General features: G+C 59.1%; 21 protein-coding genes. 12 read left to right on the plus strand and 9 right to left on the minus strand.

Annotated features, from left to right (window positions below):
- Positions 1-26 precede the first annotated feature (26 nt).
- Together HMPREF3130_RS10250 and glf are read right to left on the minus strand one after the other, a co-directional pair.
- Entirely contained in the window at positions 27-956 is a 930-nt protein-coding gene (locus HMPREF3130_RS10250) for an EamA family transporter (RefSeq protein ID WP_246815148.1), read from the minus strand.
- Positions 957-992: 36 nt separating this feature from the next.
- Positions 993-2,189 (minus strand): UDP-galactopyranose mutase, encoded by a 1,197-nt coding sequence (glf, locus tag HMPREF3130_RS10255; RefSeq protein ID WP_070429935.1) that lies wholly within the window; start codon positions 2,187-2,189, stop codon positions 993-995.
- Positions 2,190-2,519: 330 nt separating this feature from the next.
- Here glf and HMPREF3130_RS10260 point away from each other — a divergent pair, with 330 nt between their 5' ends.
- Both HMPREF3130_RS10260 and HMPREF3130_RS10265 read left to right on the plus strand, forming a co-directional pair.
- Positions 2,520-4,025, plus strand: coding sequence for an N-acetylmuramoyl-L-alanine amidase (locus HMPREF3130_RS10260; protein ID WP_070429913.1), 1,506 nt, complete (start codon positions 2,520-2,522; stop codon positions 4,023-4,025).
- 85 nt (positions 4,026-4,110) lie between these two features.
- A complete protein-coding gene (locus tag HMPREF3130_RS10265) occupies positions 4,111-6,510 on the plus strand; it encodes an N-acetylmuramoyl-L-alanine amidase (protein WP_070429914.1) in 2,400 nt (799 codons plus the stop codon).
- A 53-nt stretch (positions 6,511-6,563) separates the two neighbouring features.
- On the opposite strand, the gene HMPREF3130_RS10270 is transcribed toward HMPREF3130_RS10265, so the two are convergent.
- Positions 6,564-7,397 (minus strand): Cof-type HAD-IIB family hydrolase, encoded by an 834-nt coding sequence (locus HMPREF3130_RS10270; protein ID WP_070429915.1) that lies wholly within the window; start codon positions 7,395-7,397, stop codon positions 6,564-6,566.
- Positions 7,398-7,403: 6 nt separating this feature from the next.
- Positions 7,404-9,053, minus strand: coding sequence for a 1-acyl-sn-glycerol-3-phosphate acyltransferase (locus tag HMPREF3130_RS10275; protein WP_070429916.1), 1,650 nt, complete (start codon positions 9,051-9,053; stop codon positions 7,404-7,406).
- Between the two features lie 430 nt (positions 9,054-9,483).
- Here HMPREF3130_RS10275 and HMPREF3130_RS10280 point away from each other — a divergent pair, with 430 nt between their 5' ends.
- From HMPREF3130_RS10280 to HMPREF3130_RS10305, 6 genes are all read left to right on the plus strand, one after another.
- Positions 9,484-11,220: a glycerol-3-phosphate dehydrogenase/oxidase gene (locus HMPREF3130_RS10280; RefSeq protein ID WP_016421655.1), complete on the plus strand. Its 1,737-nt coding sequence runs from the start codon at positions 9,484-9,486 to the stop codon at positions 11,218-11,220.
- Between the two features lie 252 nt (positions 11,221-11,472).
- On the plus strand, positions 11,473-12,222 hold the full coding sequence (locus HMPREF3130_RS10285; RefSeq protein ID WP_187400677.1) for an MIP/aquaporin family protein: 750 nt from the start codon (positions 11,473-11,475) through the stop codon (positions 12,220-12,222).
- Between the two features lie 84 nt (positions 12,223-12,306).
- A complete protein-coding gene (glpK, locus tag HMPREF3130_RS10290) occupies positions 12,307-13,863 on the plus strand; it encodes a glycerol kinase GlpK (RefSeq protein ID WP_048732791.1) in 1,557 nt (518 codons plus the stop codon).
- A 142-nt stretch (positions 13,864-14,005) separates the two neighbouring features.
- Positions 14,006-15,178, plus strand: a complete 1,173-nt coding sequence (locus HMPREF3130_RS10295; RefSeq protein WP_048732793.1) for an alpha/beta hydrolase — start codon at positions 14,006-14,008, stop codon at positions 15,176-15,178.
- A gap of 256 nt (positions 15,179-15,434) precedes the next feature.
- Positions 15,435-15,770 (plus strand): PadR family transcriptional regulator, encoded by a 336-nt coding sequence (locus HMPREF3130_RS10300; RefSeq protein ID WP_049190945.1) that lies wholly within the window; start codon positions 15,435-15,437, stop codon positions 15,768-15,770.
- Positions 15,767-16,609, plus strand: coding sequence for a DUF5808 domain-containing protein (locus HMPREF3130_RS10305; protein ID WP_070429917.1), 843 nt, complete (start codon positions 15,767-15,769; stop codon positions 16,607-16,609). The genes HMPREF3130_RS10300 and HMPREF3130_RS10305 overlap by 4 nt, the downstream gene beginning before the upstream one ends.
- Before the next feature lie 332 nt (positions 16,610-16,941).
- On the opposite strand, the gene serS is transcribed toward HMPREF3130_RS10305, so the two are convergent.
- Together serS and HMPREF3130_RS10315 are read right to left on the minus strand one after the other, a co-directional pair.
- Positions 16,942-18,213, minus strand: coding sequence for a serine--tRNA ligase (gene serS, locus HMPREF3130_RS10310; RefSeq protein ID WP_048731242.1), 1,272 nt, complete (start codon positions 18,211-18,213; stop codon positions 16,942-16,944).
- Between the two features lie 46 nt (positions 18,214-18,259).
- Entirely contained in the window at positions 18,260-18,910 is a 651-nt protein-coding gene (locus HMPREF3130_RS10315) for a LysE family translocator (RefSeq protein WP_070429918.1), read from the minus strand.
- A gap of 194 nt (positions 18,911-19,104) precedes the next feature.
- Here HMPREF3130_RS10315 and HMPREF3130_RS10320 point away from each other — a divergent pair, with 194 nt between their 5' ends.
- The 3 genes from HMPREF3130_RS10320 to HMPREF3130_RS10330 all read left to right on the plus strand — a co-directional run bounded on the left by HMPREF3130_RS10320 (position 19,105) and on the right by HMPREF3130_RS10330 (position 21,374).
- Positions 19,105-20,358, plus strand: a complete 1,254-nt coding sequence (locus HMPREF3130_RS10320) for a septum formation family protein (RefSeq protein ID WP_222865545.1) — start codon at positions 19,105-19,107, stop codon at positions 20,356-20,358.
- A 47-nt stretch (positions 20,359-20,405) separates the two neighbouring features.
- Complete coding sequence (locus HMPREF3130_RS10325) at positions 20,406-20,750, plus strand: metallopeptidase family protein (RefSeq protein ID WP_038626990.1); 345 nt, start codon at positions 20,406-20,408, stop codon at positions 20,748-20,750.
- Positions 20,751-20,828: 78 nt separating this feature from the next.
- Positions 20,829-21,374 carry a DUF1707 SHOCT-like domain-containing protein gene (locus tag HMPREF3130_RS10330; protein ID WP_038627001.1) on the plus strand — a complete coding sequence of 182 codons (546 nt, stop codon included), beginning with the start codon at positions 20,829-20,831 and terminating at the stop codon, positions 21,372-21,374.
- Positions 21,375-21,395: 21 nt separating this feature from the next.
- Here HMPREF3130_RS10330 and HMPREF3130_RS10335 read toward each other — a convergent pair whose 3' ends face one another.
- Both HMPREF3130_RS10335 and pheA read right to left on the minus strand, forming a co-directional pair.
- On the minus strand, positions 21,396-22,187 hold the full coding sequence (locus HMPREF3130_RS10335) for a histidine phosphatase family protein (RefSeq protein ID WP_070429920.1): 792 nt from the start codon (positions 22,185-22,187) through the stop codon (positions 21,396-21,398).
- 3 nt (positions 22,188-22,190) lie between these two features.
- Positions 22,191-23,126, minus strand: a complete 936-nt coding sequence (pheA, locus tag HMPREF3130_RS10340; RefSeq protein ID WP_070429921.1) for a prephenate dehydratase — start codon at positions 23,124-23,126, stop codon at positions 22,191-22,193.
- A 33-nt stretch (positions 23,127-23,159) separates the two neighbouring features.
- Here pheA and HMPREF3130_RS10345 point away from each other — a divergent pair, with 33 nt between their 5' ends.
- Positions 23,160-24,548 (plus strand): amidase, encoded by a 1,389-nt coding sequence (locus HMPREF3130_RS10345; protein ID WP_070429922.1) that lies wholly within the window; start codon positions 23,160-23,162, stop codon positions 24,546-24,548.
- On the opposite strand, the gene HMPREF3130_RS10350 is transcribed toward HMPREF3130_RS10345, so the two are convergent.
- Positions 24,545-25,354, minus strand: coding sequence for a fructosamine kinase family protein (locus HMPREF3130_RS10350; RefSeq protein WP_070429937.1), 810 nt, complete (start codon positions 25,352-25,354; stop codon positions 24,545-24,547). The two genes, HMPREF3130_RS10345 and HMPREF3130_RS10350, sit on opposite strands and share 4 nt — an antisense overlap.
- Positions 25,355-25,358: the final 4 nt, after the last annotated feature.

Here is a 25,358-nt window from a genome sequence, read left to right on the forward strand (position 1 = left end):
TTCGGCGGGTTCTGGTATCCGCATTTTTACTGCGCAAGCCCCCGCAGCTCGCGCGACTCCCGCGCCCCGCGCCAGGTAATAATCGCGCCAGCCGCCGCGATTAGCACGATGCCCAGCGCCATGGACCAAGTCACTCGGTCACCGGAAAACGCCCAGCCCAGGATTGCACCGATGACCGGGTCCAGTGCAAAGAGCGTGCCGACGACCGCCGCTGAGACAATCCCCGCAGCGATGGTGTCCATCACGTAGGGAATAACAGCGCCAATAAACCCGGAAATAACGATGGTGACCCACATCGAACCGTCGACAAGCGGTGCAGCGGAAACAGAAAATGGCGCGAGCACGATTGCTGCGACGACCACTGACAGCGCCAGATCCGGCATGCCGCCGCCCTCGGAACTGCCCATTCGGGCGGAGAAGAGCGTGTAAGCGCCGAAGAAGATCGCGCCGATTGCGGCGTAACCAATGCCGATAGGGTCCAGGTCATTGGAGGGCTGGGCAATCAGTGCAACGCCGATGAAAGCGACGATGGCCCACAGGCGGGAACGCCACATTTTCAGTCCCAGGAAAGACACGACGCAGGGGCCGAGGAAGTCGATGGTGACGGCGACACCCTGTGGGAGGCGGGCGATGGCGGCGTATATCATCATGCTCATCATGCCCATGGCGATGCCGTAGACCACGATGTTGATGGCGCGAACGCGGGTCATTCCGGACAGTTTTGGTCGGAACAGAACCACCATAATGATGGCGGCGGCGGTCATGCGCAGGCCTGATATGCCCGGCGCACCGACCGTGGAAAGCATGCCAGTGACCAGCACGGCTGCAGCCTGGGTACCAAGAGAACCGATAAGAACCAGAATGACAGGCGCCACCGGCAGGGTGAGAAACTTGTTCACACGCTGCAGCAATAACCCCTGGTGGAGAACTTCGGTTTGGCTTTTCTCACGCGACACTCGCGCAATACTAGCGCGGGAGCCGCAAGCGGCAAATTAGTGCCCGCGCTCCTGCTCGATTGCTTCGCCGTCGTTGAAGAACGGCGCAATCTTGTTGTCGAACATCGACAGTGCGGAACCGATTGCCATGTGCATATCCAGGTACTGGTAGGTGCCCAGACGACCACCGAAGAGAACCTTGTTCTCCTGCGCTTCTGCTGCGGCGAGCTTGCGGTAGGCCTCCAGCATCTCGCGGTCTTCCGGAGTGTTGATCGGGTAGTACACCTCGTCGCCATCGTCGGCGAAGCGGGAGTATTCCTTAACAATTACCGTCTTGTCCTTGACGTAATCGCGCTCCGGGTGGAAGTGGCGGAATTCGTGGATACGGGTGTACGGCACATCCGCGTCGTTGTAATTCATCACTGGAGTGCCCTGGAAGTCGCCGGTGTTGACAACCTCCATCTCGAAGTCCAGCGTGCGCCAACCCAGCTTGCCCTCTGCGTAGTCGAAGTAGCGGTCCAGCGGGCCGGTGTAGACGACCGGGGCGTCCGGGGAGACAGCGCGGAGTTCGTCGCGCACCTCAAACCAGTCGGCATCGACAACGACGTCAATCTTGTCGGAGGTCACCATGTTTTCCAGCCAGGCGGTGTAGCCGTCGACAGGCAGACCTTCGTAGGTGTCGTTGAAGTAGCGGTTATTAAAGGTGTAGCGAACGGGCAGGCGGGTGATGTTTCCGGCCGGCAGGTTCTTCGGATCCGTCTGCCACTGTTTGGCAGTGTAGTGCTTGACAAAGGCCTCGTACAGCGGGCGGCCAATCAGGGAGATGGCCTTTTCCTCAAGGTTCTTCGCATCCCGCGGATCCAGACCATCAGTCTGGTCCTTAATCAGCTGGCGAGCCTCGTCCGGGCTGTAGTACTTGCCGAAGAACTGGTTGATTAGCCCCAGCCCCATCGGGAACTGGTACGCGGTGCCCTTGTACATAGCGAACACGCGGTGCTGGTAGTCGGTGAAGTCAGTGAACTGGTTGACGTAGTCCCACACCCTCTTATTAGAGGTATGGAACAGGTGCGCACCGTACTTGTGCACCTCGATGCCAGTCTCCGGCTCTGCCTCCGAGTAGGCGTTGCCGCCGATGTGGTTGCGGCGTTCGACAACGAGCACGCGCTTACCCAGCTCATTGGCGGTCCGCTCAGCAACGGTCAAACCGAAGAAACCCGAGCCGACCACGATGAGGTCGTAGGTGTTGTCCTTGATGTCCTGTAGGGACTTCGGAGCAAATTCATTGGCAGTGATGTTCTTTTCGCTACTCACGCCTTAAAACCTATTGCATTTCCATCCGGTTTGCGGGTGTACACGCGGGCTTTACGACGTCCACGTGAGCCCAACCCAACGTTCATTTGGTCACATTATTTGATAATTTTCCCAAAATTAACGGGGAAACACAGATGTCTCACTAGATTTTTTTAGTCACACTGGTAACATCCTCCTCAGAATTTTCTGTTGCTTTGCAACTTTCCTTCCCTTCGACCCCGAGGTAGGCCTCGGGTCGATAACCCTGTACCCCATTTTTTTGGAGCTTTTACCGTGCCAACTCGCCGTCGCATCAATGCCCCGTCGATGGGCCGTCGCACCTTCCTCTATGGACTGGCAGCTACTACTGCCGCAGCTCCACTAGCAACATGGGGCATTCGCCAGGCCCCTACCCTGGTTGAAAGCCCAGGCGTAGGCCCCATCGCAGCCAAGATCTCGACATCGCCGCTGGTTGACGCTGTCACGATGATGATTGACGACGCAGCCGTCGGCACGCATGCCATTACCGATGCCCTGCACCCGCTTCGCGGATTCGTGAAGGACATCACCCGCGACGAACCGTTCTCCCAGTTCGCCCTGACCTGGCCGGGCGATGACAACCTGCAGCTCTACGTTCGCGCCGAGCGTGAAGACGGCAGCTTTGGCCCGTGGTTCCACGCTGATTCTCACGGCCCGATGAATAACTCCGGACAGTCCGGCACCGAGCTGCTGTTCGTTGAGCCCACCAGGCGCGTGCAGGTGTCGACTGTCGGACTGAACCTCCTCGAGGGCCTAGATCCACGCAACATCATTGGTATCGACAATCTTGACCCCGCAACCATCGGCGGTTCCCTGCAGGACCTCGTCAGTGCTACGGCCGCGTTGTCCCTCAACGCCGTCCAGGCAGTTTTCATCGACGGCGTAGAGCAGGTCGGCGAGGTTATTCAGCCAGTTGCGTACGAGTCGTCGATTGCCGGTGCGCCAAATGTAATCAGCCGTGCAGCATGGGGCGCAGATGAGTCCATCCGCAGCGGTTCGAGCTCCTACAGCACTTTCAAGGGCACGTGCATCCACCACACCGCGGGTTCCAATAACTACTCAGAGTCGCAGGGACCAGCCATTGTCCGAGGCATTTACGCCTACCACGCAAAGACGCTGGGCTGGGGCGATGTTGGCTACAACGCGTTGGTCGATAAGTACGGCAACATCTACGAGGGGCGCTACGGCGGCCTGGACAAGAACATCGAAGGCGCACACGCAGGTGGCTTCAACAACGGCACCTTCGGTATTTCGGTGATGGGCAATCACGACCAGCTGGAGATTCCGGATGCGGCCGTCACTGCACTCGGCGAGATGGTCGGCTGGCGCATGAAGGTCGGTGGCGTCGATCCGATGTCCACCGCCGCACTGACCAGCGCCGGCTACTCGAAGGCACGCTACAGCTCCGGCCAGACCGTGAACCTCCCGGCCATCTTCGGCCACCGCGACACCGGCTACACCTCATGCCCGGGCACCTTCGGCTACCAGCAGATGGATGCCATCCGCGCTGCAGCCAAAGCCAAGTTTGATGGCGCCGGCGGAGCGGGTATCGCCGGCCGCTCGACGGATTCGAACAACCAGGACGGAGAGGCCGCCAGCATTCCGTCGATTCCGGGCACCGGCGAGTCGGGCGACAACGGCGGTTCCCTCGGAAACGTGGAAACGCCCACACCAGGCGAGGTTCTCGGTGAGTTTCTAACTGATTCCCTGCCAGCCAACCCTGCCGAAGCTACGCAGGCCTGGTTCGCACCTCAGAACTAAGTCTCCCGCTTATCCACAACAGGCATAACCACATCACATTTGTGGTGTAGCACCAGATCTTCGCAATCACCCAGGAGTTATTACCGTGTTTAGTCGCCGCCGCATCAATCGCCGCGCAGGTGCCAAGCAATCCTTGGTGCTCGCTGCCGTGGCGACCCTTGCCCTGACACCCGTTGCCGTTGTCGGCGCAGGTGCCGCTTATGACCTCATCGAGGAAAACGGCGCCAGCCCCATCGACGCGGTTGTCCAGAGCAAGTCGCTTGCAGACAGCGCCTCTGTCCTCGTCGAAGACGCGGCAATCGCAACGCAGTCGCTTGCCGACGAGGCTCATCCCAACCGCGGTGTCGTCAAGGAAATTACCTCCGATACCGAGTTTTCCCAGTTTGCGCTGACGTGGGCCGGTGACCCTGATATCGCCAGCTTCGTCCGCGCCGAGCGCGCCGATGGCTCCTGGTCCGACTGGTTCAGCGTCGACCCAGACTACCCCGCTGAAGGCAATGGCAACGGCCTGAACGGAACGGAGCTCATCTACATCGAGCCAACCAAGCGTGTTCAGGTTTCCACCCACGGGCTCAACATCTTCGGCCCGGGTTCCGGCGTGGATCTGAAGGACATCAAGGGCGCCGAGAAGTTGGATCTGTCCAAGCTCAACCTCGACGAGATTAATGCTGAGGGCGCCAAGAAGGCTGTGGAGGCCGTTGACGATGCCGCTTCCGACTACCAGCAGACTCCGGATGCAGCTCCTGAGGACGCACTCGATGACCCGACCGCTCCGAGCGCTAACGACGCTGCAGGTCTGGACTCGCCGAACCTCCCAGTGAAGTGGACGGATATCGAGCCAGTCGCCGATGAACTGCCAATCGACCAGGTCGACGCAGTGCTTATTGACGGCCAGGCTGCCGCATCCGGCATCGACCCAATTGTGGACGCCAAGAATGTCACGGGCATGCCGAAGGTCATTACCCGTGCCGGCTGGGGTGCCAACGAGAATAACCGCTGTAAGGGCGCGGACTACGACAGCAAGCTTGTCGGTGCCACCGTGCACCACACCGCTGGCTCAAACAACTACACCGAGAGCCAGTCCGCTGGTATCGTCCGCGGCATTTACCAGTACCACGCACAGACTCTGGGCTGGTGCGACATCGGATACAACGCCCTGGTCGACAAGTACGGCAACATCTTCGAGGGCCGCTACGGTGGCCTGGATAAGAATGTCCAGGGCGCTCACGCAGGTGGCTTCAACACCGGTACTTTCGGCATCTCCATGATGGGTAACTACACTTCGGTTGCTCCCAGTGAGGCTGCACTGAACTCGGTGGGCAACATGATTGGTTGGCGTCTGAAGGTCGCCGGCGTCAAGCCGACCGGCCAGATCCAGATGACTTCGGGTGGCACCAGCTACTCCAAGTATGGATACGGCAAGCAGGTCACTCTGCCGACCATCTTCGCGCACCGCGATGTTGGTAACACCACCTGCCCAGGTGATGCTGGCTACGCCCAGATGGGCAAGATCCGCTCGATTGCCGAAAAGAAGTACAACAGTCTGACCAGCGGAAAGATTGACAATGAGGGCCCAGATGGCTTGATTGACCTCCTCGTTCCGCAGGATGAAAAGGGCGATAAGACCGCCGAAGACGCAGATTCGCAGTCGACCGAATCGACCGAGTCAACCGAGTCGGGATCGACTAGCTCTACTACCTCGACCACTTCGGCATCCACGGGCACGTCCGCCACCTCGTCCTCCGAGAAGTCCTCGAGCGCATCGAGCACCACTTCGTCGACAACGTCGAGCTCCGACTCGACCACCTCGGGTACTTCGAATACCTCGGAGCCAACCGACGCCACGAACACCAGTGACACTGCTACGGCTGATTCCTCCGCACCGTCGGCAAGCGAGCAGAGCAACTCCTCCTCGCCGAGCGCATCCGACGAGCAGCAGAAGGCACAGGCTCTGGAGACAGTCTCGGGCGCACGTTCGATGCTGGCCTCGGCGCTGGGCATGCTCGGCGCACCGGGTCTGGGGCAGACCGCCGATGCCATTCTGGGTGCGGTTGGACGCTCGATTGAAAACGGACCGTCGATTGCTGACCTGCCGGTTCTGATTGACCAGATCATCACTATCAATGAGCAGAACGACCTGGCTGCCGAATGGCGCCAAGTCTCCGAGGAAATGGGCTCGGTTCTCGGCTACGCGATGTCCGGTATCCAGAGCGGTTCTACCGTGGCGAACAATGCGGGCCAGGCCGATGCCCTGCGCTACGTGAAGTTTTCCAACGGCGTAATCACCGACTCCGACACCACCGGCGCTCACGCTATCTGGGGCAAGATTGCTGATGAGTGGGCCCGCCAAGGCTTCGAGGTCGGCAAGCTGGGCGCTGCAACGAAGACCCAGGTGGTCGATGGAAACATCGAGCGCGCTGAGTTCCAGAACGGTTCAATCACCTTCGACCGCACCACCGGCGAAGTCAAGACCGAGCTGAAGTAAACGCCCTCGAGCGCTGGGTGAGCTAGCTGGCGCGGGAAAAACCTCGAGGCTAGCTAGAACCAGCGCTCCAGCACACGAGCAACACCGTCATCATCATTGGTGGCGGTGATTTCGTCTGCAATCTCCTTGACGTTGTCAGCCGCATTGCCCATGGCCACACCCGTGCCCGCCCACGACAGCATCTCGATATCGTTCGGCATGTCACCGAAGCAGACCACATCTTTCGCGGTCGCTCCGACCAGTTCAGATACGTATTCAAGCCCGGCGCGCTTAGTCACGCCCGGCGCGGACACCTCCAATAGCCCGTCCGGCATGGAGTAGGTCACGTGCGCCAGGCTCGCGTCAATTGCGGGGGCGACCAGTTCATATAGCTGGGCACTGTTCACATCTGAGTTTCGCAGCAAGAGTTTCGTCGCGGGTTCTGACAACACGGCCTCTTCAGCAAGCTCACCGTGCTCATCCGATTCCCACGCATGGTCATAGGACGGTGCCACCACAAAAAGCTCATCGATGGCGTCATTCGCCGATGTCCCAGCGCGCTCTGCCGCAATGCCGATTCCACCGATGGATCGCGTCGCTTCGCGCGCATGCTTAACGACGTATCGCAGCGTCTCTGGCTTCAGTGTGTTGGCGGCAACTACTTCATCACGGCCGGAGTCGTAAATCACGGCGCCATTGGCACACACGCACAACGGCTGAACCGGCAGCTGCTCGAGCACTGGCTGCAACCACCGGGCCGGCCTTCCCGTGGCCAGCACTAACGGGGTGCCGCGGCGTAGCATTCGCGTGACGGCCTGTCGCAGGCGGGGAGTTACCCGCTCCCGCGAGTCGACGAACGTCCCGTCAATATCCGAAGCTACGAGTAGTGGATGTAGTCTCTCGGTCACTTCGAACTACTTGCCGTCCTCACTGTTGTCATCTTCACCGTCATCGCAGAACCGGTCGTGCAACAACTGCAGCGTTGCGGCAACTCCCCCATGCTCGACAGTGTCAATTACCCAGTCCGCGTTCTTCAGCAAAGCCCAGTCCGCATCGGCCATAACTACCGGCATGCCGACACGCTGTGTGGCTTCCTCAAAGTTCGAGCGACCGGCAAAAAGAATCGCGGTTTCTTCCTTGCGAGCCTGCTTGCGCAGCGTGCTAACCACCGCATTTGTGACGTCCAGCTTGCTGGCGCCCTCCGGAAGTTCCACGACCTGCAGGTCAACCGATTCCAAAGCCGATAGATTCGGCTTATCTCCCGACTCGTGCAGAACAACGATTGTGGCTCCGACATCACCGAGCTGCTGCAAGGCCTTGATAGTTTCTTCGCTAATTGTGCCCGCGTCGTCGGCAAGCGATGCGGGGTAATCGAAGATAAACGTCTCCGGCTGAGCGGTGATGAGCCTGTTCAAGCGCTGTGGAAGCTTGTCGCGAATCATCATCGACTGGCTGATAAGACGGTAAACGGTCTGCTGCGTCTGTTCAACACCAGAGGCGGAGGCCTTCTCGAGCTGCACGTACGCTTCGCGGAACGTCACACGCATCGAATCCGTGGCAGTACGCACGGACTCCTTGCTCTCCTTGGCACCGGCGACGACATCATCAGCCATCTGTTCCACAGACTGACGGAACTGCGCCAACAGCGCGGTCGTCTGTTCCCTTCGACGAGCAGACTCCGCGCTCATCGTTTGCGAGGCATCGAGAAACTGCTGCCTGGTCTGATCGCCGAACTCACGCGCGCTATCGCCGAATTCACGCGCCGACTCGGCTAGCTTTTCCTTGAATGCAGCCAGGTCACCGCGCAAATGACGGATACGCTGGCGCTCTTCTTCGACTTTCAGGTCCTCTGCCTGTGCCTCTTCGAAAGTCGGTGCGCCACCGCCAAGACGAGCCGGCACCCAGTAGGCGCCCTCCGGCAGGGGACCTTCTTCAGCTGCGTACTCGTCCCAGAGCTGACGAACGCCCTGATCCATGATTTCGTGCAGCTTCTCGGTGGCTTCTGCCGGATCCCCCTCCGGAGTCCACGGTGGCAAAACCGTAATGTGAATCGGAGTATTGCTGCGGCCGAGATGCTTGGGGTGCCCCTTCGTCCACACGCGCTGGGATCCCACAATCAGCACGGGGATGATGGGCTTGCCGGTGCGCTGCGCCATACGCACTGCGCCGGACTTCAAATTCTTGACCTCGAAACTACGCGAGATAGTCGACTCCGGGAAGATACCTACCAACTCGTCGTTTTCCAGCTTCGCGCAGGCCTCTTCGAAAGACTTGGAGCCGTCAGTGCGGTCGACCGGAATGTGCTTACAAGCACGCATGATTGGTCCTGCGACCGAGTGGTCGAAAACCTCTTTCTTCGCCATAAAACGGACAAAACGGCGGTACTTGCGGAATGGAAGACCGACATAGGTGAAGTCCATGTATCCGGTGTGGTTAGTAACGAGAACGGCACCAGAGTCTTTCGGCACGTTTTCCCAGCCCTTAACGGTGAACTTCAAACCTTGGGCAAAGAAGACGGTGCGCGCCAATCCGATAATCGTTAAGTACACAGGATCCTTGAACATGGCCTTTACTCTACAATCTTTCGCACCCCTTAGCGGGGCAATATGTACTGGTATCTGAGACTCGTGAATAAATGTCGTTACAGGCTCATATTCATGTGTAAAACCAGGTACATCCCCCTTGCGCGTACTGCGCACCTGTCATACAGTCCCGGTACACCCCATAGTCGCTTTTACCACCCCCGTTATGGGGTGGGCTCCGCTGGTGGGTATTCATTTTAAAAGTAGTAAACCTCTATTAACATACCTATCTACCTGCGGAAAACCAGACAACATTTTGGGGCGGGTTTTCTTGGCTTTTTGACCCATTGTTTATATCTACGTAACCGTAAGTTACCGCTTACAAGTAAGCCGATTTTTGGTAACCTGAGCCGTGAGCCGAGAAATTCTCTTCGACGAAAAATCAACGCCCCCCACCGGGAAGGATTGGGAAATGTCGTCCTCTTCATCTCTCGCCCCATCTGCAGTTCTAAATAAGGAACAGCATGAAAAGACCTGGGAGAAATTCGGTACCGAGCAATACGACGTCGTCATTATCGGCGGCGGTTCTGTAGGCGCTGGCGCTGCGCTCGATGCCGCAACCCGTGGTTTGAAGACTGCGGTCATTGAAACTCGTGACTTCGCAGGTGGCACCTCCAGCCGCTCCTCCAAGATGTTCCACGGCGGTCTGCGCTACCTGCAGATGTTGGACTTCCGCCTGGTAGCTGAATCCCTGCGCGAGCGCGAACTGTCCATGTCGCACCTAGCACCGCACCTGGTTAAGCCACTGCGCTTCGTCTTCCCGCTGACCCACCGCGTGTGGGAGCGCCCGTTCATGGCATCGGGCTTCTTCCTTTACGACGTCATGGGTGGCGCCAAGCAGGTTCCGATGCAGAAGCACTACTCCCGCAAGGGCACCCTGAAGCAGGCTCCGGGCCTGAAGGAAGATGCCGTGGTCGGCGGCGTTCGCTACTACGACACCCTGGTTGACGATGCCCGTCACACCATGACTGTCCTGCGCACCGCTGCTCACTTCGGCGCTGACGTCCGCACCTCCACTCAGGTTGTCGACTTCGTGAAGGAAGGCGAGCGCATCGTCGGCGCGAAGCTCCTTGACACCGACACCGGCGCCACCACCACCATCCGCGGCAGCGTTTTCGTCAATGCCACCGGTATTTGGTCCGATGAGATTGAGAAGCTGGCTGGCGTCACGGGCAAGTTCCGCGTCCACACCTCCAAGGGTGTCCACATTGTTATTCCGAAGTCCGCTCTTGAGGGCTCGGTGGCAATGACCTTCGTGACCGAGAAGTCCGTCCTGTTCGTTATCCCGTGGGGTGAATACTGGATTATCGGTACCACCGACACCGACTGGACCATGAATTTGGCCAACCCGGCAGCTACCCGCGCTGACATCGACTACATCCTCGATCACGTCAACGCCAAGGTTCGCCGTCCAATTACTTACGACGACATCGTCGGTGTCTACTCGGGTCTGCGTCCACTGGTGGAAGGCGACTCCGACTCCACCACCAACCTCTCCCGCAACCACGCTGTTGCCCACGTTGCCCCGGGCATGGTTTCCGTCGCAGGCGGTAAGTACACCACCTACCGCGTCATCGGTGCTGACACCATCGACGCTGCAGTCCAGGACGTCCCCCGCAAGGTACCGGAGTCCGTCACTGCAGATGTCCCGCTGCTCGGCGCTGACGGCTACCACGCACTGAACAACCAGAAGCCAGCCCTGGCCAAGCAGTTCGGTATCACCGAGAAGCAGGTCGAGCACCTGCTCAACCGTTACGGCTCCCTCATCTACGAGGTTCTAGCCCCGACGGCCGAGGACAAGTCCCTGCTCGAGCCACTGGAGGCTGCTGAGCAGTACATGCGCGCTGAGGTTCTCTACGCAGTGACTCACGAAGGCGCAATGCACCTCGACGACATCCTGGAGCGCCGCCTGCGTGTCTCCATGGAGTACGCACACCGCGGTGTCGACAGCGCCCGGGCCACCGCTGAACTGGTTGCCCCAGCTCTGGGTTGGGACAAGGACACGATGGAGAAGGAGATCAAGGTCTTCATCGAGCGTGTCGAAGCAACCCTGGCAGCTGAACGTGAGCTGACTGACAAGGCCGCTAACGAGATTGCTGCTCATGCAGTGGAGACTCGCGCGGACGTCGACGTCAGCCTCGACCGCTAGTTTGCCCCCTCCCCTCCCCCCCCGGTGGCCGTACGAGCTAGTTCTTAGATGGCCACCAACGCTGTAGCCACAACGAAATAGCTTTCCCTCTTGGGAAAACGGCTTCGCACTTCAAGGGGCTAATGGGCTCGAAATAAAAGTGCCGGCGAAAAGAATCAGTTCTCGCCGGCATTTCTTATACCCAAAGAATTTACGTTGCAAGATTCATCGTGACCTCGCCCGGTCACGACTCACAGAGAGTTTCTACATCTCATGGAGACAATCACAGGATCCCAGGCATTCCTCTGGGAGTTTTTCGGAACCGCCATTCTAATCCTCCTCGGTAACGGAGTCTGTGCTTCTATCAACCTCCGGACAACCCGCGCTGCAAATGCAGGCTGGTTGGGCATTGCCTTCGGCTGGGGTATGGCTGTTTTCGCTGGTGCATCTATTGCCGACGTATCGGGTGGACACTTGAACCCAGCGGTAACCGTTGCCCTGGCAATCAAGGGCAGCCTGGCCTGGAGCCTGGTCCCCTACTATGCCGCAGGTCAGCTGTTGGGCGCATTCGTAGGTGCAATCCTGGCCTGGGCCGCGTTTAAGCAGCTATTCGATGCCAATGGTGTCGACGACAACGGCAACCCAACCAATGCGAATGCCGAAACTGGCGGCAACTTCTTCACCGCGCCGGTTCACCCAAATAACTTTTGGAATGCCGTCACCGAGTTCATCGCGACCTTCGTTCTGCTCGCATTCATCCTGTTCGGCCCAGCCGGCGGCGAGCTTGGCCCGCTGACCTACTTCGGTGTCTCGTTCATCATTGTGTCGATTGGTCTTTCCCTTGGTTCCCCGACCGGATACGCCATCAACCCTGTTCGTGACCTCGGCCCGCGTTTGGCCTACGCTTTCGTGCTCCCGATTAAGGGCAAGGGCGATGCGAACTGGGCCTATGCATGGGTTCCGATTGTCGCACCGATGCTGGCAGCCGTGGCTGCAGGCGCTCTTGCCTTTGCCATCGGATAACGGGAATATGAGAGATATCGCACAATAAAATATCGCAAGCCTGAACACTCACATTTACACACAATTTCGCTAGGAGTATCCCCCATGACGCACAGCAAATACGTCCTCGCCATTGACCAGGGAACTACTTCCACCCGCTGCATCATCTTCAACCATGACGCAGAAATCGTCACTGTTGCACAGATGGAACACAAGCAGATTTTCCCGGAAGAGGGCTGGGTCGAGCACGACGCTCAGGAGATTTGGACCAACACTCGTCGAGTAGTCAGCGAAGCTCTCGCCGATGTCGACATTGCTTCCCAGGATATTGATGCCATCGGTATCACCAACCAGCGTGAAACCACTGTCGTCTGGGACAAGAACACTGGTGAACCGGTCTACAATGCCATCGTCTGGCAGGACACCCGCACGAATGAGATCTGCAAGGAACTCATGGGGGATGAAGGCGCTGACCGCTGGCGTGAGACCACGGGCCTACGTATCAACTCCTACCCAGCTGGCCCGAAGGTGCGCTGGATTCTCGACAACGTCGAGGGAGCTCGCGAAAAGGCTGAGGCTGGCGATCTACTCTTCGGCACCATCGATACTTGGCTGCTGTGGAATCTCACCGGTGGTGCAGAGGGCGACAACGGCGAAGACGCAGTTCACGCAACCGACGTCACCAACGCCTCCCGTACTCTCCTGATGGACCTCAAGACCCTCGAGTGGGATGAGGACATTTGCCGTGAAATTGGCATTCCGATGTCGATGCTGCCTGACATCCGACCGTCGGTAGGCGACTTCGGCCGTATCCGCGCCCGCGGTTCTCTTGCGGAGCGACCGATTACTGGCATCCTCGGCGACCAGCAGGCCGCCATGTTCGGCCAGGGCTGCTTCGGCGAGGGCGACACCAAGAACACCTACGGCACTGGGCTGTTCATGCTAATGAATACTGGTGAGAAGCCGAAGTGGTCTGACCACGGACTCATCTCCACCGTCTGCTACCAGGTCGAGGGAGAGAAGCCGGTCTACGCGCTCGAGGGCTCCGTCTCCATGGGCGGCGCACTTGTTCAGTGGCTGCGTGACGAGCTGCAGATGATTCCGAATGCGGCATCCATTGAGAACAAGGCAAAGAGCGTCAAGGATAACGGCGGCGTGTACATCGTGCCGGCCTTCTCCGGTCTTTTTGCTCCTCGTTGGCAGCCGGACGCTCGTGGCGTCATCGTCGGTTTGACCCGTTTCGTCAACCGAAACCACATTGCCCGTGCTGTGCTGGAGGCTGCTGCGTACCAGACCCGCGAGGTCCTCGACGCCATGGTCGCAGAATCCGACACGGACATCACAACGCTGAGCGTTGATGGTGGCATGACTATGAACGAGTTCCTCATGCAGTTCCAGTCCGACATCCTGAATGTCGCTGTCACACGCCCGAACAACATTGAAACCACGGCCCTTGGTGCGGCATACGCTGCGGGCCTTGGCATTGGCTTCTGGTCGAACCTGGATGAGGTCAAGGCTCACATCACGATTGACAAGAAGTGGCGTCCGAAGATGGAGGCCGAAGAGCGCGATCGCCTGTTCCACCAGTGGAACCGTGCCGTTGAGCGCACCTATGGTTGGGTCGAGGATACGGATGCTGAGGAGGCACCGAAGCCTGAATAAGTCCTCGTAAGAGCCGAAAAATAGCCCGGAAAACCTATTCGGTTTTCCGGGCTATTTTTATTATAAATTCAGGGCTTGTTTGTTATAATAAAATTATTATAACTATCATCCACTCCTCGATTGAAAACAGAAAAGAGCAATCATGCGTCGCGCATCAATTTTCACTGCGAGTGTGACCACCGCCCTGACTTTGGCCCTGGCCACCCCGGCAGCATCAGCAGCCCCAACGGACTTCATCAAGAACCCGCTGGAACCAACTCCCGACCCGCAGTCCACTGCAATGGTCGAGCTGCCCACCACCCCGGCACCAACCACTACGGTTGACGGACGCCACGTTACGGTCACCGACGGCTACATGACCTCACAGGATGGCAAGGGCACCCAGATTTACTGGAAGTCCAACACCATCCCGAATGCCAAAGCCACTGTCGTCGTCGTGCATGGCGCTGCAGAACACCTGGGTCGCTACGAGTGGGTAACCGGCAAGCTGCTGAACGCCGGCTACAACGTTTACCGCATTGACCACCGTGGGCACGGCCACTCGGGCCAGGTCGAAGGAACCCCAGTTGCCCGTGGCCATATTGATGATTTCCACTCGCTTGTCGATGACCTGCACATGCTCGTCGAAAAGGCCAAGGCGGAGAACCCGAGCACGAAGACCTTCCTGCTCGGCCACTCCATGGGCGGCCTTGCCGTGGACTTCCACGGCATCAAGTACCCGGGCAGTGTCGATGGCATTGTCGCCAACGGTGGTGGCGCTCTTTTCAACCCCTACGGTGGCACGGACGAGGGCGAAACCATCACCCCAGAGGCCATGACCGATGTCCAGCGCGAGGCGCAGCCGACGATTTACCAGCGCCTGCCATTCCAGGACATGACCACATTCAACACTCGCATGCTCAAGGAAGTGCCGAACCGCACCGAGATGCGCGTGCCATCACTACCCGGCAGCGACTTGATTCAGCTTGGCAACCCGCTGGGTTCGAAGACCTCTTCTTCGCAGGCAGTGCGTGATGAGTACGAAACTGATCCGTACAACAACTCCAAGCTCTCGCTCGGCATGGCTCAGCAGATGGCTTTTGCCGCCACCTACAACGGCACCAACTCCGTCGACTTTGTTGAGCCAACCCTGGTCATGATGGGCGGCCAGGATGAGATTGTGCCGCCGTTCTTCTCGCGCGACTGGTACAACGGCATCTCGTCCACCGACAAGCAGCTGATCGAGTTCGAAGGCCAGTTCCACGAGACCTTCAACGAGCCGGCACAGCACGAGGCCATTGCGACGGCTATTGCCTGGCTTGATGCGCGTATCTAATTGAACGCTAAATAGGAACCGAACCGCTTCCTAGCAGTTACGAGTTCTCCATAGAGCTAACCCGGTGGAATGAGGGGCGATTGCCTTCTGGCAATTGCCCCTCATTTTCTTTGCCCTGTTCTCTGCCAGCTGTATAGGCGTTCAGTACTTGGCAATACAAACTACTGTGCGTATAGTTGGCATTACCAGGTACTAGGTATAAAAAGCATTATGCTCAAACAACTTCCTTCTACCGCCGGAAAGAAAGCACAACGCTATGCCCAAACGTCCACAGACACAACTGAAGAAAGGGGTACTTGAGCTCGCCATTCTCAAGCTGATTTCTCGCGAAGAGCTCTATGGCGCGGCACTCGTCGCAAAGCTCAACGCCTACCCCCACCTCAGCGCGCCCGCGGGAACCGTCTACCCCCTACTCTCGCGGCTGACCACCAACGGCTTGATTAGCAATCGCTGGGAGGAATCCCCCAAAGGGCCGCCGCGCAAGTACTACTCACTGACAGCCAAAGGAAAGCAAACACTCACGCAACTGCATCAGGACTTCATCGACCTATCCGCCGACATGACCGCACTATTTTCCGAGGAGCCCCAATGAACACCTACCTCACTGCCATTGACCACAAACTGCGCGAAATCGGCATATCGCACGCACAACGCAAGGCGATCATCGCCGAGCAGGAGAGTCTTCTGCAAGAGCTTAACGACGTCCACGCGGACCTGACCGAAGAGCTGGGAACGGCGACCGACTACGCAAATTGCGTAGCCGAACAAGTTGGCGAACCAAACACCTTGCGCAGGTACCTCTCCAAACCGCTTCGGGTATTTACCAAAAGCGGTCGCGCTTCCCTGTGGAACATGGACGACCCGCGGATCCTCCAACCTCACCTGTTGGGTTTTGGCTGGTCTATCAACTGGGCCGCAGTAGCGACCAAGCTGGGGATTGTCCGACCGGACGATATTGACGGTGAGGTTATCTCTGAAATTCCAGCTCGCACACTGCAGGCGACCGCTCTTCTCCCCGCGGCCGTGACGGTTGCGCACGGAGTCGCACTGACTATGTCCTGGAAGCAGTTGCCTGCAGAAGTCCACACCAAATGGAAGCTAAACGGCGAGGCAGTTCAGAAGACAGCACCGAAGGAAACTCTGCTTCTTCCCTTCGTGGTTTCTACGGTCGGAGCTGGATTTTCAGCTGCTTCGCTGCTCAAGGCAGATGACCGTGAAGACGCGCTGCGCGTTGCGTCCCTAGGCGCGCTCGCAAGCACAATTGCGCCATCTCAGCTGATCGGCATTCTCACGGAAGAAAACTCCAAGCTCAATCCAGCATTTGTGCGAGCTGGCGTTGCCCTCACTTCGGCCGTGGCTTCGTCTGCCTGCCTCGTCCTGCCCCTCCGAGCTGGGCTGAAGGCTGCGTGGAAGAAAGCTGGGGTGGCCTAGATCACGGTGCAGGAGACATCAGCAGGTGAAAGACTCATCAGAAAGATTGTTGTAATCCGAATGTTGTAAACAACCTCTACCACCTCGAGTGAGGCTATCCCCCTGGTTCAGGTGTGTTTTCGGTTGTGTTTCTACACTCAACCTTCCCGGTGTTTTTACCTTCTCAATCCCCCAATTAATTTTTTAGCGCAATTACACGACTCACGCCCGAAAAAGCCACTTCACGACACCTATGTCACCTCGTGCCAGCTGTGGAGGTGGCATGAGGTGACATAGGTGTCGTGAAGTCGCGGATGAACTGGGGCGGGGCCGCACCTGCTTAACCGGCTCGCTTAACCGGCTCGCTTAACCGGCTCGAGAACTTCCTTGCCCATCATGAACGGACGCAGCGCCTCCGGAATCACCACAGAACCATCGGCCTGCTGGTGGTTTTCCAGAATGGCGACCAGCCAACGCGTCGTGGCCAGCGTGCCATTTAGGGTGGCGCAGTACTGAGACTTGCCATCGGCATCGCGGTAGCGGGTCTTCAAACGACGAGCCTGGAAAGTCGTGCAGTTCGAAGTCGAGGTCAGCTCGCGGTAGGTGTTCTGCGTCGGCACCCATGCCTCGGTATCGAACTTGCGGGCAGCCGATGCACCCAGGTCACCACCAGCAACATCGATGATGCGGTATGGAACATCGACCGCGGCCAGCATCTCGCGCTCCATGTTCAGCAGCTTCTGGTGCTCTGCCTCCGCCTGCTCCGGCGGACAGTAGGAGAACATCTCCAGCTTGTCGAACTGGTGCACGCGCAGGATTCCGCGGGTGTCCTTGCCGTAAGAGCCCGCTTCACGACGGAAACAGGAAGACCAACCAGCATAGCGACGCGGCCCCTCCGACAGGTCAATAATCTCGTTGGAGTGGTAGCCGGCCAGCGCGACTTCCGAGGTACCGACCAGGTAGAGGTCATCTTCCTGCAGGTAGTAAATCTCATCGGAGTGCGCACCGAGGAAACCAGTACCCGACATGGTCTCCGGACGAACCAGCACCGGCGGCACCATCAGCTGGAAACCGTTCTGAGTTGCCTTCTGAGCAGCCAGGTTCATCATGGCCAGCTGCAGCATGGCACCGTAGCCGGTCAGGAAGTAGAAGCGGGAACCGGAGACCTTGACGCCACGCTCCATATCAATAAGTCCCAGCGACTCACCGAGGTCCAGGTGGTCCTTGGGCTCAAAATCGAACTGTGGAATCTCGCCAATTTCCTCCAGCACGACAAAGTCATCTTCGCCACCGGCGGGCGCACCCGTAACGATGTTGCCAATCAGGTACTGCAGACGCTCGACCTCAGCCTCGGCTTCCTTCTGCTCCGCTTCGGCTGCCTTCACGGCGTCGGAAAGCTCCTTGGCCTTCTCCAACATGGCCGGACGCTCTTCCTTCGACGCCTGACCAATCTTCTTACCGAAGCCCTTCTGCTCCGAACGCAGCGCGTCGGTGGAGGCAATAACCTCACGGCGCTTAGCGTCAGCTTCCAGCAGCTGATCGACCAATGCCGGGTCCTCACCACGGGTGCGCTGGGACTCGCGGGCTACTTCAGGGTTTTCGCGGAGAAATTTGAGATCAATCACGTTACCTAGAGTACCTGGTTTACGTCGATAAGCAGGTACGCGCGGGTTAGAGCGCCGCTTCCGCTCCTGAGGCGACCAGCAGCGCGCCGAGGACGAGGAAGATCGCGCCGGCGACAGTGTCAATCCACGGCCCTGCCAGCACCATTCGCTTGACGACGGCATCCGTCGACACCACGATCGCGATAAATAGGAAGAAAGTGATTTGGGAGGCGATTAGCACCAGCGTACAAAGCACGAGCGTCCCCACAGATGCGCCCGCGGGAATGAACTGTGAAAGCACTGCCGTGAGGAAGAGAACAATCTTCGGGTTCGACATGTTGGTGAAAAAGCCCTGGCGGAACGTCGCCTTCGGCGACCGGAGCGCCTCGCTTCCCAGGGCTGGTGCGGCACCGGCGCGCAGTTCGCGGAGAGTATTGATGCCCGCCTTGGCCATGCTGATGCCCATGTAGATGAGATAACAACCACCGACGAGCTGGATTACGCCCATCAGCAAAGGATTGGCGGTGATGACAGCTGCGAACCCAAAAACGGTAAGCGTCATCCAGATAGTGGCGCCAGTACTGATACCTGCAACCGCTGCGATCGCGTGCTTTCGGGATTTGGTGGCAAGGCGCAGGATTAAGAAGACGTCAGGCCCTGGTGAGGCCATACCAATAATGTGGACGCCCAGCAGGCTGAGTAGTGCAGTCCAGGTCAAGACTCATGTCCTCGGGTAGCGAACGAATACCGGACTATTGTAGTGCTTAAAGCTCTTGAGCAAATTTGGACCGCAAACTCGGGCAGAGCGTCGATGACTGAGCTCCCTGCAACGGCATCAACGCTCATGGCAGCGTTGTCGCTTTTAGCGTTACCTTGTCCACAGGCTCATTGGCGGTGCACAATGGGGTCACTATGGCTGATGACAATATGAACCAGGATCGCGAGCACGCTGCCGCCACAGACACTGACTCCGGTGCAGGTACTGGCGCAGATGCCAGCGCTGGTGCATCCTCCGCAGCCGGCAACGATGCCAACGCTTCGAATAACTCCCGTGGAAGCTGGGGAATGCGCGCTTTGTCGACGGCAATGCTGGTTGGCGCCGCGGGAATGGCATTCGCGCTGCAAGCGGGAGTCATCGAGCCACCGAGTGGGCCACTTGGGGGCAAGGGTTCGTCGGCAAGCGCGTCATCGTCGACAACGACGACCATCGTCGACAAGGAGACGACGGCGTTCACCAGCGCAACCGCGGGCAACTGTCTGGACTGGAATCTGGCAGAAGATTTGAATGTTTCTGACTTCCGCGTCGTGCCCTGTGAGCAGCCGCACGCTTATGAGGTCGCCAAGAAACTGAATCTCGCCGATTACGAGGAACATCCGGGGCAATACGCCAAAACTGCCAACTACCCGACAGCGGACAATTTGGTGGCTCTGCAAAATGGCGTGTGTCGCAACACTGTGACTGAATACCTGGGCGGCCAGTACGATCCAGACGGTCGATTTATCACGGCGCCGATCATTCCTTCACCTAGCCAGTGGGAAAAGGGTGACCGAACCTTCCTGTGCGGTATCCAGGTCGTCGATGAAGACGGCAACACGGCGCACATGTCCGGTCCTGCGGCCGGGCAGGACCAGTCCCGCGTGTTCGAGGGCGGCCGCTGCGTGACATTGGACGAAAACGGCGCCATCCGCCAGGTGCCGTGCGTGGAAGATCACCTGATGGAGTCGACGGGAGTTGTCAATCTCCGCGACCATTTCGGTGACAACGTCCCCACTGACCAGGAGCAAAATGATGTGCTCGCGGAACAGTGTGTGACTCTCGCGCAGAATTACCTCGGCGGTGACGACCCGCTGTATAACTCCACGCTACTGCCATTTTGGACGTCATTGTCGCAGGAGTCGCTCAATGCCGGCTCGCGCAGTGTGAACTGCTGGTTGATTAAGGACAATGGCCAGGGCGGGTTCTCCACTCTCAACGGCCACGCTAACGAGTCCTTCACTATCGACGGCCAGCCGCCCGTAGCTCCGCCACCGCGCAATCCGCTGCGGGAGGAGCAGGGTGACGCTGGCGCTGGCGCTGGCACAGGTGACGTCGGTGAGGTCGGTGCCGACGGTCCTGGCGCAGGAGCAGGCGCTGCGGATAACGCAGTCGCTCCCGCCGGACAGTAGAACAATCGGCCAGTAAAACAAGAGGACATTGCGAGGCAGCACCATAAATGGTTGACGTTAGCCCGGAGCGGTTCGATGCACTTGTCGATGAGGCCATCGACCGCATCCCCACGCAGTTTCTCGACCAGCTCGATCAGGTCATCATCCAGGTCCACCCGTATAACCTCGACGAACCCACACTGCTGGGCCTCTACGAGGGCATACCTCTGACCGAGCGTTCTAACAACCACTGGGGTCCGCCTGACCAAATCAGCCTGTACCGCGACATGCTCTGCCGCATCAGCCGCACCGAAGAGGAGCTGGTGGAGCAGATTCGGGTCACTCTCCTGCATGAAATCGGGCATTATTTCGGCCTCGAGGAGGAGGATCTGGACCGACTCGGCTACGGATAAGTTTGTCCCGCCGTGCACGGTCTCGTTCCTCTCGCGATACTGTCCCCTCCCCTCTTCTTCCCTGTAGCCTTAATAACCATGAGCGACAACTCGAGCGAGAAGCCAGAAATCAGGGTCGGCGACAGGGAGCGCAACGCTGCCATGGAGCGTCTCGGCAATCATTTCGCTGATGGCTACTTGGATGTCGATGAGTTCTCCAAACGCGCCGAAAGTGCTGCTTCCGCTAAAACTCGGGCAGAACTGCAAACTCTCTTCGCGGACCTGCCCGCTGAGGTCTCCCCCGAGAGTTCACAGGGCACCCCGGCTAATCCGCAGCATCAAAGTGTCGATCAAGAGCTGCAAAACCTGATGAAAAAGGGCCGCCAGCTCAACATTGTTGATTCTGCTGCAGGCGTTATCGTATGTGTCACTATCGTTCTGATGTTTTTCACCAATATCGATAACGCGTGGCTCGGCTTCATCGTCGCTGCGGCCGTTGCCCTTATCGGGCGCGCCGCCTTGAACATCAATGATGACGAAGAAGAGCTCCTCAACGAAATCAACGAAGAGGAATCCAAGCGTCGCACGGAACGCCTACGCCTGGCAGCTCAGAAGCGCCGCGAGATTCAGGAAGGCCAGCAGTAACGGTCGCCGTTTCGCTCTCTTCTAGGGCAACTCGCTGTCGCCCCAGCGACGCACATCCCACGCGCGCGGTTCAATGCCAGCACGCTTGCCGACGGCCGCTGCGTTCGGAACCAGCTCAATTCGCTCGGTATTGGCAATGCGGTGTCGCAGTGCGTATTCCGGATCCACCCCGGTCAGATACTGCCCAATCAGACGAATAGCCGCGCCGTGGCTGACAATGACGACATCCTTGCTGCTGCCCTCCCTGGACTCCTTGGATTCACCACCTGTCGCTCCTGCCTGCTCCAGCAGCTGCTGTAGCGTCGGCAGGTATCGGTTCAGCACGTCAGCACCGGATTCACCGCCGGGAAGACGATACTCCAGCTCCCCATTGAGCCACTGGTAGAAGGCGCGCATGTACTCCATGTGCGCATCGCGATCATTGCGCCCCTCAAGGTCGCCGGCCTGAATCTCGTGGAGACCACCCTCATGGCGGATGCGAACGGAAGTCTCTCCCAGGTGGTGCAGACTCGCGACCGCGCCTGCACCAGTTTGGCGTGCACGCAGGGCATGGGATGTGACGATGTCACCGATTCTGTGGACGTCGGGAAGCAAAAGACGTCCCAGACTGCGCGCCTGCCTCACACCGAGGTCGGTGAGCGGTGCGCCCGGCAATGCGGTATCCAGGCGGCGGTTGATGTTGCCGGTGGTCTGCCCGTGGCGGATGAAAATGATGCGCTGGGAATCAACCGGCATGACAGATTCAGGGCGGTCTGGGCGGTCATCGAGGAAAGGCAGCTGTCCAACTGGATTTTCGGGCGCGGCGGGTGTCATGTTTTACCTTCGTCCTTCCTTGAGCGCGTCGACCCATTCAATTGACTGGGAGATATCCGGCGGCGGGGTCATAATGCTGCGGCGACCGCCCTCAGCGACCGGCCAAGATCCCAGATACCGCAGGTCTTCGGCGTATTCGTGCAGTGCCGCGAGAGCCGCCGCAACCTGTGCATCATCAACGTGGCCGTTGCAGTCAATGTAGAAGCGGTAGAGGCCGAAGAGCTCGCGTGTCGGCCGCGACTCGATGCGGGTGAGGTTGACCTGTCGCACTGCGAACTCATTCATGGCGCGCATCAGTGTGCCGGGCTGGTTCGGCAGCGTGAAGGAGACCGAGGTGCGGTCGGCGCCGGTGCGCGGCGTCGGCACGCCAGGGCGCCCCACCAGCAGGAAACGGGTCCGGGCACCGCGCACGTCGGCGACCTCAGTGGCCAGCGCCTCAAGTCCGAGCAGCTCACACGCGCGGGCCGGGGCTGCGCAAGCGTCGTGAGTGCCCTCGGCGACCTGGTGAGCCGCCGCCGCATTGGAGCTGGCCTGATGAACTTCCACGCCCGGAAGGTTGGCATCCACCCACTGTTTGACCTGCGGATACGCCACAGGATGTGTCGTAAAAGTACGCACCTGTTCCGCCGTCGTACCGGGACGGACTAGGATAGAGAACACCACCCCGACCTCGGTTTCACGGAAAACCTGCAGCTCCGGCCCAGCAGCGAGGGCATCAAAAGTTGGTGTGACGGGACCGTCCACGCTGCTTTCGATAGCCACGCAAGCAAAGTCCGCTTCCCCTCGGCGCACGGCTCCAAGCGCGGCCGCGGGACTATCCACCGGCACCGCATTGACCGCGGATTCCCCTGCCGGATCAATCTCGCCAGCACGCGCCATGTCCCACAGCGCCTGCTCGGTGAATGTGCCCGCAGGACCCAAATAAGTAACCGTCGTCATAAGCTCAGATTAGAGGGCTTCTACACTTATTGCATGACCTTTTCTTCCGAGATGCCCGCCCGCGCCCTCACTGAAGCCGTGCGCAGTGGCGCAATCTCGGTATCGGAAATCGTTTCGGAATTCGCCACGCTTGCCGACGACGCCGCGACCAATCCCGCCCGTTTCGGTATTGCCACGTCCTTGGCCGAGCACGCTGTCGACCGCGCACGCAGCCTCACTGCTCAATCAGAGGCCGCCCGGCGCGCTAGCCACGGCCTCCCGCGTGACCTCCTGGGGCTGCCAGTGGCGATTAAGGACTCATTCACCATCGCCGGTGTCAAATGCACGATGGGCTCCGCCAACTTGGCTTTCACCGCCACCGAAACCTCGGAACCCGCGGCGAAACTTCTGGCTCGCGGCGCCATCCTCACGTCGACTACACACACCTCCGAGGTTGGGATGACGGCCTACACCGAGCCGATTGGCTACCCGGCTCCGGAAAACCCCTATTTCGCCGCGCCCAATCAACTGTCCAATCAGCCGGATACCGCGCCACGCACTCCCGGTGGTTCCTCGGGCGGCAGCGCAGTAGCTGTCGCAACTGGTGTCGTTCCCGCAGCTCTGGGCTCTGACGGTGGCGGTTCCATCCGCGTGCCTGCCGCCTGCTGTGGCCTCGTTGGGTTGAAACCGGCACACGATATTGCGGGTGGAAATCTCTCCACGCCCGCTTTTCTCACTCGCACAGTCGATGACGCAGCGCTACTGGCCGGGGTGCCCTTTTCCGCAACCTCGCATGTTTTCCGACGGTCCCAGCGCCCCCTTCGCATCGGTGTCACTGTCAGCCCGTTTCATGCTGAGGTGGACGTCGATAAGCGCTGGGCAAACGGTGTGTGGGCGGCGGCTGACCGTCTTGCCGACGCCGGGTATGAGGTGGTGGAAGTGCCCAGCCCCTATGACCCGGCAGGTCCGGACGTGTTCGAGATCTTTCGACGGACCATCACGCGAATGGCCACGAAATTACCGCGCGCGGACTACTCCGAGATCGTGCAGTGGATTCGCGCCTGTGGCCAGGAGACTTCCGCAGCGGAGGCGGCGGCGACACATCAGCAGCGGATGGCTCTGCCCGGCGCGATTCGATCGCGTTGGGAAGTCGATGCGGTGATTACGCCAACGCTGGCGTTTGATCCGCCACGTATTGGGCATTTCTCTGCGTTGGCGCCGTGGGAGGACTTTGACGAGCAAACCCGGTGGACTCCGTGGTTATCGCTGTGGAATCTGACTGGGTGGGCAAGCGTGTCCGTGCCAATTGCTGTGCCGGGCACAAGCGGCAGCACACCCAACGCGGAGCTCCCCGCCACCAGCGTCAACATCGGTGCGGTGCACTGCGGTGAGGCAGAGCTACTGGAGATCGCTAGCGTGCTGGAGGCTGCTAACGCCAGCTAACGCACGTACTTCGCTGCCATTGCCGCTGCCTGTCCGGCGTATCCGCCACCAAATAGCACCGCGTGCATGAGCACCGCGTAGAGCTGGTGGAGTTCGCAGCTCTCGGCGAAATCCGGCAGGGGATGTACAGATTCGTAGCCACGCAAGATCTCGTCGAAGTGCGTTGCCCCGAATAGCGCCAGCAGTGCCAGATCCTCCTCCCGGGCTCCGCCGTGTGCCGCGGGGTCAATCAGGATCGCGCCGTCTGCATCCCACATGAGGTTTCCCCACCACAGGTCACCGTGGACACGCGCAGCGTCTGGCTCGTTGTCGAAATCTCCAGCCAAGAGTCGGTCAATGAGCTGGTCAAAGATATCTAGCTGACGGTTATTGTAGGAGTTTTCCAACTTTCCAAGCGTGGGCAGCAGACGTCCTTTCGCCCAGTATTCACCGAAGCTCTCCCGTGGAGTCAGGTCCATCTGTAGTGGCTGATCCAGCGGACCGAAGTAGCCGTGCCCCTCCCACTCATCGGGGCCGGCACCCCAGCCAGCGGCGCCCAGATTGTGGGTAATAGCCAACGATTTTCCAAACTCGTACGCTGCCTGTGGATTCGGCGCCATCGACTCAATTCGACGCAATTTCAGCGCATGCCCGCTCACGCCCAGCACATCCACGACGCGCGCACCACCGTCAGATTCGCCCTCGCGCAGCCAGTCCAGCCCCGCCGCCTCACAGGCGAAGAACCCTCGAGGAACACCATGTCGGCTCTTGACATAAACATCCGACTCGTTGACTGCACGTTCGTAGTTCTGGTTCATTGCGGACATATTT

Source organism: Corynebacterium sp. HMSC14B06 (assembly GCF_001807075.1).
Lineage (GTDB): Bacteria > Actinomycetota > Actinomycetes > Mycobacteriales > Mycobacteriaceae > Corynebacterium > Corynebacterium jeikeium_D.

Coding starts and splice junctions, on each gene's coding strand:
- HMPREF3130_RS10330 (WP_038627001.1), top strand. CDS start 20,829: ATGAGCGACAACTCGAGCGAGAAGCCAGAAATCAGGGTCGGCGACAGG.
- HMPREF3130_RS10305 (WP_070429917.1), top strand. CDS start 15,767: ATGAACACCTACCTCACTGCCATTGACCACAAACTGCGCGAAATCGGC.
- HMPREF3130_RS10345 (WP_070429922.1), top strand. CDS start 23,160: ATGACCTTTTCTTCCGAGATGCCCGCCCGCGCCCTCACTGAAGCCGTG.
- HMPREF3130_RS10275 (WP_070429916.1), bottom strand. CDS start 9,053: ATGTTCAAGGATCCTGTGTACTTAACGATTATCGGATTGGCGCGCACC.
- HMPREF3130_RS10320 (WP_222865545.1), top strand. CDS start 19,105: ATGGCTGATGACAATATGAACCAGGATCGCGAGCACGCTGCCGCCACA.
- HMPREF3130_RS10295 (WP_048732793.1), top strand. CDS start 14,006: ATGCGTCGCGCATCAATTTTCACTGCGAGTGTGACCACCGCCCTGACT.
- HMPREF3130_RS10335 (WP_070429920.1), bottom strand. CDS start 22,187: ATGACACCCGCCGCGCCCGAAAATCCAGTTGGACAGCTGCCTTTCCTC.
- HMPREF3130_RS10285 (WP_187400677.1), top strand. CDS start 11,473: ATGGAGACAATCACAGGATCCCAGGCATTCCTCTGGGAGTTTTTCGGA.
- HMPREF3130_RS10350 (WP_070429937.1), bottom strand. CDS start 25,354: ATGTCCGCAATGAACCAGAACTACGAACGTGCAGTCAACGAGTCGGAT.
- HMPREF3130_RS10300 (WP_049190945.1), top strand. CDS start 15,435: ATGCCCAAACGTCCACAGACACAACTGAAGAAAGGGGTACTTGAGCTC.
- HMPREF3130_RS10280 (WP_016421655.1), top strand. CDS start 9,484: ATGTCGTCCTCTTCATCTCTCGCCCCATCTGCAGTTCTAAATAAGGAA.
- pheA (WP_070429921.1), bottom strand. CDS start 23,126: ATGACGACGGTTACTTATTTGGGTCCTGCGGGCACATTCACCGAGCAG.
- glpK (WP_048732791.1), top strand. CDS start 12,307: ATGACGCACAGCAAATACGTCCTCGCCATTGACCAGGGAACTACTTCC.
- HMPREF3130_RS10325 (WP_038626990.1), top strand. CDS start 20,406: ATGGTTGACGTTAGCCCGGAGCGGTTCGATGCACTTGTCGATGAGGCC.